Genomic DNA, 8521 nt, shown 5'->3' on the forward strand with positions numbered 1-8521 from the left:
TCCTACCCAAAAAGAGGGGTTTTATGTCGGCTTTTTAATTGATGTATATATAGGATTAGTGTATACAAATCACAACAGTAAAATCCTGCTAGATTTCAAAATGTATTGAGATACTTGCTGTTTTTTTCATATAATGAAGGTATGACACGCGAGAGGAGATAAGAGAATGGATTGGAAAAAAGAATATAGTCGCTGGCTTTCATATGCAAACTTAGATGCAGAATTAAAAGAACAGCTAGAAAATATGAAACAAGATGAAAAGAAAATCGAAGATAGCTTCTATAAAAACTTAGAGTTCGGTACAGGTGGTATGCGCGGTGAACTTGGTGCTGGTACGAACCGTTTAAATGTGTATACAGTTCGAAAAGCGACAAAAGGATTAGCGCACTTTATTGAAAAATTAGGTGAAGAAGCGAAGAAGCGCGGTGTTGTTGTAGCGTATGATTCCCGTTATAAATCACCTGAATTTGCAATGGAAGTAGCAGCTACACTTGGAGCACACGGTATTACAACGTATGTATTCGAAAGCTTACGCCCAACGCCAGTACTTTCTTTCGCAGTTCGTCATTTACATACAGTAAGTGGAATTGTTCTTACGGCGAGTCATAATCCACCTGAGTACAACGGATATAAAGTATATGGAGAAGATGGTGGACAATTGCCTCCAAAAGAAGCAGACGAGTTAATTAGTTACGTAAACGAAGTCGAAGATGAATTAACAGTCGAAGTTGCTGATGTGGAGCAATTAAAAGCAAATGGTTTATTACATATCATTGGACAAGAAGTAGATGACGCATACTTCGCAGAGTTAAAAACAGTCATCATTAATAAAGAAATGGTACAAAAGGTTGGTAAGGACTTGAAAATCGTCTTTACGCCACTACACGGAACATCAAATATTCCAGCACGCCGAGGTTTAGAAGCAGTTGGATTTACAGATGTAACAGTTGTAAAAGAACAAGAGTTACCAGATCCGAACTTCTCTACAGTAAAATCGCCAAATCCAGAAGAGCATGCAGCGTTTGAACTTGCGATTCGTGATGGTGAAAAAGTGGGAGCAGACGTGTTAATCGCAACAGATCCAGATGCAGATCGTCTTGGTGTTGCTGTTCGTAATCATGCTGGTGAGTTCCAAGTGTTAACGGGCAACCAAACAGGTGCGTTAATGCTTGATTATTTATTATCACAAAAGAAACAAAATGGTACACTTCCAGCAAACGGTGTTGTGTTGAAAACAATCGTAACTTCTGAAATTGGTCGTACAATCGCAAGCGCTTACGGTTTAGATACAGTGGATACATTAACAGGATTTAAATTTATCGGTGAGAAAATTAGGCAATATGAAGAAAGTGGACAATATGAATTCCAATTTGGCTATGAAGAAAGCTACGGCTACTTAATTCGTCCATTCTGCCGTGATAAAGATGCAGTTCAATCTGTATTATTTGCATGTGAAGTAGCAGCGTATTATAAATCACAAGGCAAAACATTATACGATGGTTTATTAGAGGTGTTTGCGAAATACGGCTTCTTCCGTGAAGATCTTGTATCTTTAACGTTAAGAGGAAAAGATGGTGCTGAGAAAATTGAAGAGATGATGGCATCATTCCGTGAAAATCCACCGAAAGAAGTAGCTGGTTTAACAGTGACTTCAGTAGAAGATTATAAAGCAAGTATCATCACATTACTAAAAGATGGAAGTAAGGAAGAGATTCACTTACCAAAATCAAATGTGTTAAAATATCAATTGGCAGATGGTTCTTGGTTCTGCTTACGTCCATCTGGAACAGAACCAAAAATCAAGTTCTATTTTGGTGTGAAAGATGATTCCTTACAAAATAGTGAACAAAAGTTACTCGCTATTAAAGAAGACGTTATGAATCGTTTATAATAAAATAGATAGTTATTTCCATTAGTGGAAGAGAAAGAGGAGAACGGAGAACGACCTCCTCTTTTCTTATACCAAGAAGAAATCCGCAAGAAAAAAGAATTGATGTGGTATACTGTCTGTAACATTTCAATTACTGAGGGCGGAGTATCAACTTTCGTATACGAGTAAGGAAATATAGTTTAAGGATTAGAAAAGAAGAGAGGGTATTTGTTATGAAAAAAGTGAGAAAAGCGATTATTCCAGCTGCTGGATTAGGAACACGCTTTTTACCAGCAACAAAAGCAATGCCAAAAGAAATGCTTCCAATTGTAGATAAGCCAACAATTCAATACATTGTAGAAGAAGCAGTGGCATCTGGAATTGAAGATATTATTATTGTTACTGGTAAAGGAAAGCGCTCTATCGAAGACCATTTCGATAATGCATTTGAATTAGAACAAAACTTATTAGAGAAGAAAAAATATGAATTACTTGAAAAAGTACAAGCTTCTTCAAAAATGGTAGATATTCATTATATCCGTCAAAAAGAACCAAAAGGATTGGGGCATGCTGTTTGGTGTGCACGTAAGTTTATTGGTGACGAGCCATTTGCTGTTTTACTAGGTGATGATATTGTACAAGCCGAGAACCCATGCTTACGCCAGTTAATAGATGAATATGATAAAACATTATCTTCTGTTATTGGTGTTCAAACGGTTCCAGAAGCGGAAACACATCGTTATGGAATCATTGACCCGTTAGAGCAAGATGGTCGTCGTTATCAAGTTCGTAACTTTGTTGAGAAGCCACCACAAGGCACAGCACCTTCAAACTTAGCCATTATGGGACGTTACGTTTTAACACCAGAAATTTTTATGTTCTTAGAAGAACAACAAATCGGGGCTGGTGGCGAAATTCAATTAACGGATGCGATCCAAAGTTTAAATGAAATTCAACGCGTATTTGCTTATGACTTCGAAGGAAAGCGTTACGATGTTGGAGAAAAACTAGGATTTGTTCAAACGACAATTGAAATGGCTCTTCAACATGAAGAATTACGTGAAGACATGCTTGTAATGATGAAGAAAGTTTTAGAGGAACAAACGAAAAAAGAATCATAATACAAAAAAGAGCTGCATAAAGCAGCTCCTTTTTCGTTATGATAGTGTAGAATGAGAATGCTGATAAGCAGAACGACGAATTGCATAGTATATGCGAGGTGTAATAATAGCACCGATAATTGTAAAGATTATATCCTTAACCGCGAACCACATCATAATTGTCCAAGCCGCTTTGTAACTCATATTTCCGCCCATCCACACGTTTACAGCCATATACATATAAGTCGTACCAATGATATAAGTTAAAATAATTCCCGTAAAAGATGCAATTGCAAATGTACTGAATTGTGGTTTTTCTCTTTGCTCTACTAGTTTCCCTGATACGTAAGCAACAATAATGAATGCGATAATAAAACCACCAGTAGGATCTAAAAGTGCTCCAAATCCAGCCTTGAAATTTGCGAAAATCGGTGCTCCTGCAACACCAACAAGCATATAAACAGTCATAGATAAGGCACCAAGTCGACTTCCGAGAAGAAGACCAGCTAAAATCGCGAAAAATGGCTGCATAGATAATGGAACACCAGCTACTTGTAAAAATGGTGCCCATGATACGATATTCGCACCAATCGCCATGAGCGCAACGAACATGGCAGCTAGTGCTAAATCTAAAGCGCGTAGTTGTTTCATAATGTTAACCTCCAATTATTATTTGGTTAACATTATCGTAGCGAATCTATTTATTTGTTGTCAATCAAAATGTTTTGATAATTAGGCTTTAGTGAATCTCTGAGTAATGTGTATGGAATACGAAATTGCGGAATCCCGCTAGAATAAGGCGCGATTTCATATAAAGGAAAATAAATAACAAGGTGATCTGGCTCTAAAAAGTATTTGAATTTTTTTGCACTCATCACTTTTTCGGCTGCATCTGGAAAATAGATACGTTCATTTTGTTTAATTTGTCTAACGATTTCTGTACGGATGATATCTTTGTAAGTACCATCTTTTTGAAATAGATCATCTAAATGTAAGAGCTTCTTTTCATTTAAATCAAATGTATTTGCTTTCCATGTATATAGTCCATGTGCTCCGCCCGTGTATTGATAATAATTTACATATAAGCTAACTAAAGAGGGCTTTTGTAATGTTATTTTATAGTCAACATTTGCGACATATGGATGAAAGGGAGCACCAGATTCTTCAGCTTCTTTATAGTATTTCTTCGCTTCTTTCGCTAATGTTTTTTTAAAACGATCTATAGATTGTTCGTAGTATGTATTTAATTGATTTTGGAATGTTGAATCAGAGAAATGATGAAAGGAAGGTCTGTTAATTTGATATTCTAGATAAGGCTTCTTACCTTTTTGTGTAACAGTCTTAATGTCGATTGTCAGGTTAGAGGCTTTGGTTGCATCCGTACAATTTGGTACAATAGTGAGCAAGGAGAACAAAATAGTTAGTATAGTTAATTTCTTTTTCATGTAAATAAAACCTCCTTGTAAGTGTTATGGATAGTTTGAAAATAAACAGGGAAAATTATACATTTTTTTAATGGAGAGAAGGGGGAAGCGACATGCCAAAAACATTAATGGACACACTTGGAATTGAGTTGTTAGAAATGACAGAGGATAAGGTAGTAGCTACAATGCCAGTAGATGGACGCACTCATCAGCCGTTTGGTTTTTTACATGGAGGTGCATCAGTTGCATTGGCAGAAACTGTAGCAAGCGTTGGAGCATATAATTTAATTGATCAAGAAAAATGCATTTGTTTTGGACTTGAAATTAATGCGAATCATATTCGTTCGAAACGTGATGGAATCGTAACAGCAATCGGTACGCCAATTCATAAAGGACAAACAACGATGGTTTGGGACGTACGCATCATTGATGAAAATGATGATTTACTGTGCATTTCAAGATGCACAGTTGCAATTAAAGAAAAGCGTGAGAAATAAAGAAGAGGCTGCTCTTAGGAACAGCCTCTTTTCGTATATCGAACGTAACGCTGGATATATCGACTCTTCAATAATGCGCGACAAAAAAGGCTGCCCAGAGGCAGCCTTTTTCTATAAAATTAGAACTGAATTTTCTTCTCTAAGAAGCCTTTTAGTTCGCTAATTGGCATACGAACTTGTTCCATTGTGTCGCGGTCACGTACTGTAACTGCTTTGTCTTCAACTGAGTCGAAGTCATATGTGATACAGAATGGTGTACCGATTTCGTCTTGGCGACGGTAACGTTTACCGATAGAACCAGTTTCATCAAAGTCTACCACGAAGTCTTTTGCAAGTTCTGCGAACACTTCCCCAGCGCCCTCAGATAACTTTTTAGATAATGGTAAGATCGCTGCTTTATATGGTGCTAAAGCAGGGTGGAAACGAAGAACTGTACGAGAGTCGTTTTCTAATTGTTCCTCTTCGTATGCATCACATAAGAATGCTAATGTTACACGGTCTGCGCCTAGAGAGGGCTCGATGCAGTATGGTACGTAACGTTCGTTCGTTTGTGGGTCGATATAGTTAAAGTCTTCGTTAGAATGTTCCATGTGACGTTTTAAATCGAAGTCTGTACGAGATGCAACGCCCCAAAGTTCGCCCCAGCCGAATGGGAATTTGAATTCAATATCAGTTGTTGCGTTACTGTAGTGAGATAACTCTTCTTCACCGTGGTCACGAAGGCGCATGCTTTCTTCGTTCATACCAAGTGATAGTAACCAGTTTTTACAAGTGTTACGCCAGAATGTGAACCACTCTAGGTCTTCACCAGGCTTACAGAAGAATTCAAGCTCCATTTGTTCGAATTCACGCGTACGGAATGTGAAGTTACCAGGCGTAATTTCGTTACGGAAACTTTTACCGATTTGGCCAATACCAAATGGAAGTTTTTTACGCATAGAGCGTTGTACGTTTTTGAAGTTTACGAAAATACCTTGTGCTGTTTCAGGACGAAGGAAGATTTCGTTTGTGCTAGATTCAGTAACACCTTGGAATGTTTTAAACATTAAGTTGAACTGACGAATTTCTGTGAAGTCTTCGCTACCGCAATCTGGGCATTTTACTTCGTGTTCTTTCATTAATCCAGCCATTTGATCGAAAGTAAGACCATCAACGATCATTTCGATACCTTTTGCATCTAAAGCATCTTCAATTAATTTGTCAGCACGATGGCGCGCTTTACATTTTTTACAGTCGATCATTGGGTCGTTAAAGTTACCAACGTGACCAGAAGCTACCCAAGTTTTTGGGTTCATTAAAATCGCTGCGTCTAAACCAACGTTGTATGGAGATTCTTGAATGAATTTCTTCCACCAAGCTTTTTTAACGTTATTTTTTAATTCGATACCAAGTGGACCGTAATCCCACGTGTTTGCAAGACCACCATAAATTTCAGAACCAGGGAAAACAAAACCGCGATGCTTCGCTAAGTTTACAACTTGTTCCATTGAATACATAATAAAATCCTCCTTTTAAAAGTTAACGTATTGGCGATGACAGAGTGTACTTGTTGAACGACAATTTCTTGAGGAAGCCGCTTGCGCTTTTAAATAGATCCAGCTCCAGCGGCTAGAACAGTCGGTCGTTTCGCTCCTTCCTGTGAGGCAAAGAACGCCTCTTCGTCAGGAACTCCAACGTCCTCCTGTTCTAAGCAAGCCGCTTGCGCTTTTAAATACAAAAAAACGCTCGTCCCAAGGCATATTTGCCTAGGGACGAGCGTTTGCCCGCGGTTCCACCCTAGTTGATGTGTGTAAACACACAACCACTTTATCACGTATTGCTCGAGACTGCCGTTTCCTCGCTTTTTCAGGCTTTCACTATCCCTGAATCGCTTTTGGTACAAGTACTTATAAGTCCGTCATCGCTACTATATTTAATAATAATGACCATATTCTATCACGTTCCTTTTTAAATCACAATAGAGGAACGATTGTATCTGTATAAATACAAATTGAAAAAAGGATAGAAAACCTTTCTTTTTTAGATGGGAGAGAGCGTCTGCCCATGGCTAGAAGCGGACAGTGACTTTTTTAGCCCCATGCCAAGTGAAACCAAAAAGAGAAAATAAGTGGATATCTTCTTTCGTTTTCATGGCAGGGACTGATATGTTGGGAAATCAGGATGGATATATATGATAGAGCTTCGCCTATTTTACTATTCTTTATCATTTTAACCGAGAAGCCCCCCTCCTCTAAATGAAGTGAAGGTGGGGGGAGTTCAATCTGAAAAGGTGCTCATAGTAGAGCGAATATGTTTGATTGCTTCTCGTTTGCTTAAGGGAGCAAGTTCGTTGTTTTGAACATATTCCCATACGACATGTGGGCTTGTTTTTGCATATTCACGAAGTACCCAGCCGATCGCTTTTTGAATGAAAAACTCTTTTGAAGACTTAAGTTGTCCAATAATCGAGAAGAGAAGTTTTTCATCGGTTTGTTGTTTATACTTGAGCTGGAATAAGATTGCAGCACGCTGTAACCATATATTTTCTGAAGCAGTCCATTTAGGAATATAGATGGAAATCATCTCTGGATGTTTCAAGAAGATGCCTCCTAAAAAGGTAGGAACAATGCCATCAACGGAATCCCAACATGACTTCGTTACAATAAGTTCTTCTAAGAATGGAATATGAGTCTCATCAAGATATTTCTTATATTTCTGTAATATGTCGAGAGAGACGGCTTGAAATTCCCTTTCTGGTAAAGCCCAAAGTTCACGGATGACGATTTGTAAATCCTCTTTATCTGGAAGGTTATGTACTTGTATGACTTCACGTAATAGCTTTCTTCTTTCTGGTGATTGAATACCGAGAAATGGGAAGTGGTTTTTCATATAACGAGCCATTGGTTCTGCTTTTTCAGGATTTTGATGTGCTAGAAAGTGTTGCTGCAAAGCGTTTACAAATGGGTGCATGAATGTGTTCTCCTTTCCTATTCTTGTTCATATTATACAGGGGAGTAAGAAAAATTTGAAAATATGAGAAATAGAGATGTGAAATATGATGGGGATAGAAAGGGGAGAAAACGATGGAGGATCAAAGTATATTAGCAAGTTTCTTTGCTCTTAGTGTTGCTACTATTTTTATTGTTTTAATTTGGGCAGTTCTTGCATATGTACTAACTGCATTTGCGCTTTATACGATGGCAAAAAATGACGGTGCTGATGATGGGGTTCTAGCTTTTATTCCATTTTTAAATGCTAAGATATGGGGGGATTTAGCGAAGGAGAGGTTACCTGACTTTTTGAAAGAAGAAGCAGGATGGAAAGTGTTTGGTATATATGTTGCTTGTTTTATTCTGAAATTTATCCCAATACTAAGCCTTTTAGCTGGAGCAGTCGTACTTGTTTTATCCATTTATCTGATATATGCCGTTTTGGAAAGGTATAGTACGAACGCAGTCCTTTTTACCATTATTCATGTCATAACATTTTCTATTTTTTTACCGATTCATTTATTTCTCATTCGAAACGAGCCAACGAAATATTAGAATCTACTAAAGATAATCATGTTTATTGTTGAACGTTTAATATATGAAAAAGGCTATCGCGTGTGGCGATAGCCTTTCTGGATCGTAATTCTAAGCGAGCCACTTT

General features: G+C 37.8%; 9 protein-coding genes. 4 read left to right on the forward strand and 5 right to left on the reverse strand.

Annotation, left to right across the window (positions count from 1 at the left end; all coding sequences use genetic code 11):
• Positions 1–166 precede the first annotated feature (166 nt).
• Both V7183_RS17480 and galU read left to right on the forward strand, forming a co-directional pair.
• Complete coding sequence (locus tag V7183_RS17480; RefSeq protein ID WP_335360299.1) at positions 167–1891, forward strand: phospho-sugar mutase; 1725 nt, start codon at positions 167–169, stop codon at positions 1889–1891.
• 212 nt (positions 1892–2103) lie between these two features.
• Positions 2104–2991 carry a UTP--glucose-1-phosphate uridylyltransferase GalU gene (galU, locus tag V7183_RS17485; protein WP_097899108.1) on the forward strand — a complete coding sequence of 296 codons (888 nt, stop codon included), beginning with the start codon at positions 2104–2106 and terminating at the stop codon, positions 2989–2991.
• A gap of 36 nt (positions 2992–3027) precedes the next feature.
• On the opposite strand, the gene V7183_RS17490 is transcribed toward galU, so the two are convergent.
• Together V7183_RS17490 and V7183_RS17495 are read right to left on the reverse strand one after the other, a co-directional pair.
• On the reverse strand, positions 3028–3621 hold the full coding sequence (locus tag V7183_RS17490) for a biotin transporter BioY (protein ID WP_097899109.1): 594 nt from the start codon (positions 3619–3621) through the stop codon (positions 3028–3030).
• Between the two features lie 50 nt (positions 3622–3671).
• The gene (locus V7183_RS17495; protein ID WP_335360300.1) at positions 3672–4415 is read right to left on the reverse strand and encodes a DUF3298 and DUF4163 domain-containing protein; all 744 of its coding nucleotides are present in this window, start codon (positions 4413–4415) and stop codon (positions 3672–3674) included.
• A gap of 92 nt (positions 4416–4507) precedes the next feature.
• Here V7183_RS17495 and V7183_RS17500 point away from each other — a divergent pair, with 92 nt between their 5' ends.
• Positions 4508–4891 (forward strand): hotdog fold thioesterase, encoded by a 384-nt coding sequence (locus tag V7183_RS17500; protein ID WP_097899111.1) that lies wholly within the window; start codon positions 4508–4510, stop codon positions 4889–4891.
• A gap of 119 nt (positions 4892–5010) precedes the next feature.
• Here V7183_RS17500 and V7183_RS17505 read toward each other — a convergent pair whose 3' ends face one another.
• The 3 genes from V7183_RS17505 to V7183_RS17515 all read right to left on the reverse strand — a co-directional run bounded on the left by V7183_RS17505 (position 5011) and on the right by V7183_RS17515 (position 7840).
• Positions 5011–6387 (reverse strand): glycine--tRNA ligase, encoded by a 1377-nt coding sequence (locus V7183_RS17505; protein WP_097899112.1) that lies wholly within the window; start codon positions 6385–6387, stop codon positions 5011–5013.
• 89 nt (positions 6388–6476) lie between these two features.
• Positions 6477–6608 carry a hypothetical protein gene (locus tag V7183_RS17510; RefSeq protein ID WP_335360301.1) on the reverse strand — a complete coding sequence of 44 codons (132 nt, stop codon included), beginning with the start codon at positions 6606–6608 and terminating at the stop codon, positions 6477–6479.
• Between the two features lie 539 nt (positions 6609–7147).
• The gene (locus V7183_RS17515) at positions 7148–7840 is read right to left on the reverse strand and encodes a DNA alkylation repair protein (RefSeq protein WP_335360302.1); all 693 of its coding nucleotides are present in this window, start codon (positions 7838–7840) and stop codon (positions 7148–7150) included.
• Positions 7841–7953: 113 nt separating this feature from the next.
• On the opposite strand from V7183_RS17515, the gene V7183_RS17520 reads away from it, so the two are divergent.
• Complete coding sequence (locus tag V7183_RS17520) at positions 7954–8415, forward strand: hypothetical protein (protein ID WP_335360303.1); 462 nt, start codon at positions 7954–7956, stop codon at positions 8413–8415.
• The last annotated feature ends 106 nt before the right edge of the window (positions 8416–8521 follow it).

Origin of the sequence: Bacillus sp. JJ1127, from assembly GCF_036965845.1 — a bacterium.
Taxonomy (GTDB): Bacteria; Bacillota; Bacilli; order Bacillales; family Bacillaceae_G; genus Bacillus_A.

Bases quoted from the DNA above. Each gene is read 5' to 3' on its own strand.
- galU (WP_097899108.1), top strand. From the start codon at position 2,104: ATGAAAAAAGTGAGAAAAGCGATTATTCCAGCTGCTGGATTAGGAACA.
- V7183_RS17480 (WP_335360299.1), top strand. From the start codon at position 167: ATGGATTGGAAAAAAGAATATAGTCGCTGGCTTTCATATGCAAACTTA.
- V7183_RS17515 (WP_335360302.1), bottom strand. From the start codon at position 7,840: ATGCACCCATTTGTAAACGCTTTGCAGCAACACTTTCTAGCACATCAA.
- V7183_RS17500 (WP_097899111.1), top strand. From the start codon at position 4,508: ATGCCAAAAACATTAATGGACACACTTGGAATTGAGTTGTTAGAAATG.
- V7183_RS17505 (WP_097899112.1), bottom strand. From the start codon at position 6,387: ATGTATTCAATGGAACAAGTTGTAAACTTAGCGAAGCATCGCGGTTTT.
- V7183_RS17520 (WP_335360303.1), top strand. From the start codon at position 7,954: ATGGAGGATCAAAGTATATTAGCAAGTTTCTTTGCTCTTAGTGTTGCT.
- V7183_RS17490 (WP_097899109.1), bottom strand. From the start codon at position 3,621: ATGAAACAACTACGCGCTTTAGATTTAGCACTAGCTGCCATGTTCGTT.
- V7183_RS17495 (WP_335360300.1), bottom strand. From the start codon at position 4,415: ATGAAAAAGAAATTAACTATACTAACTATTTTGTTCTCCTTGCTCACT.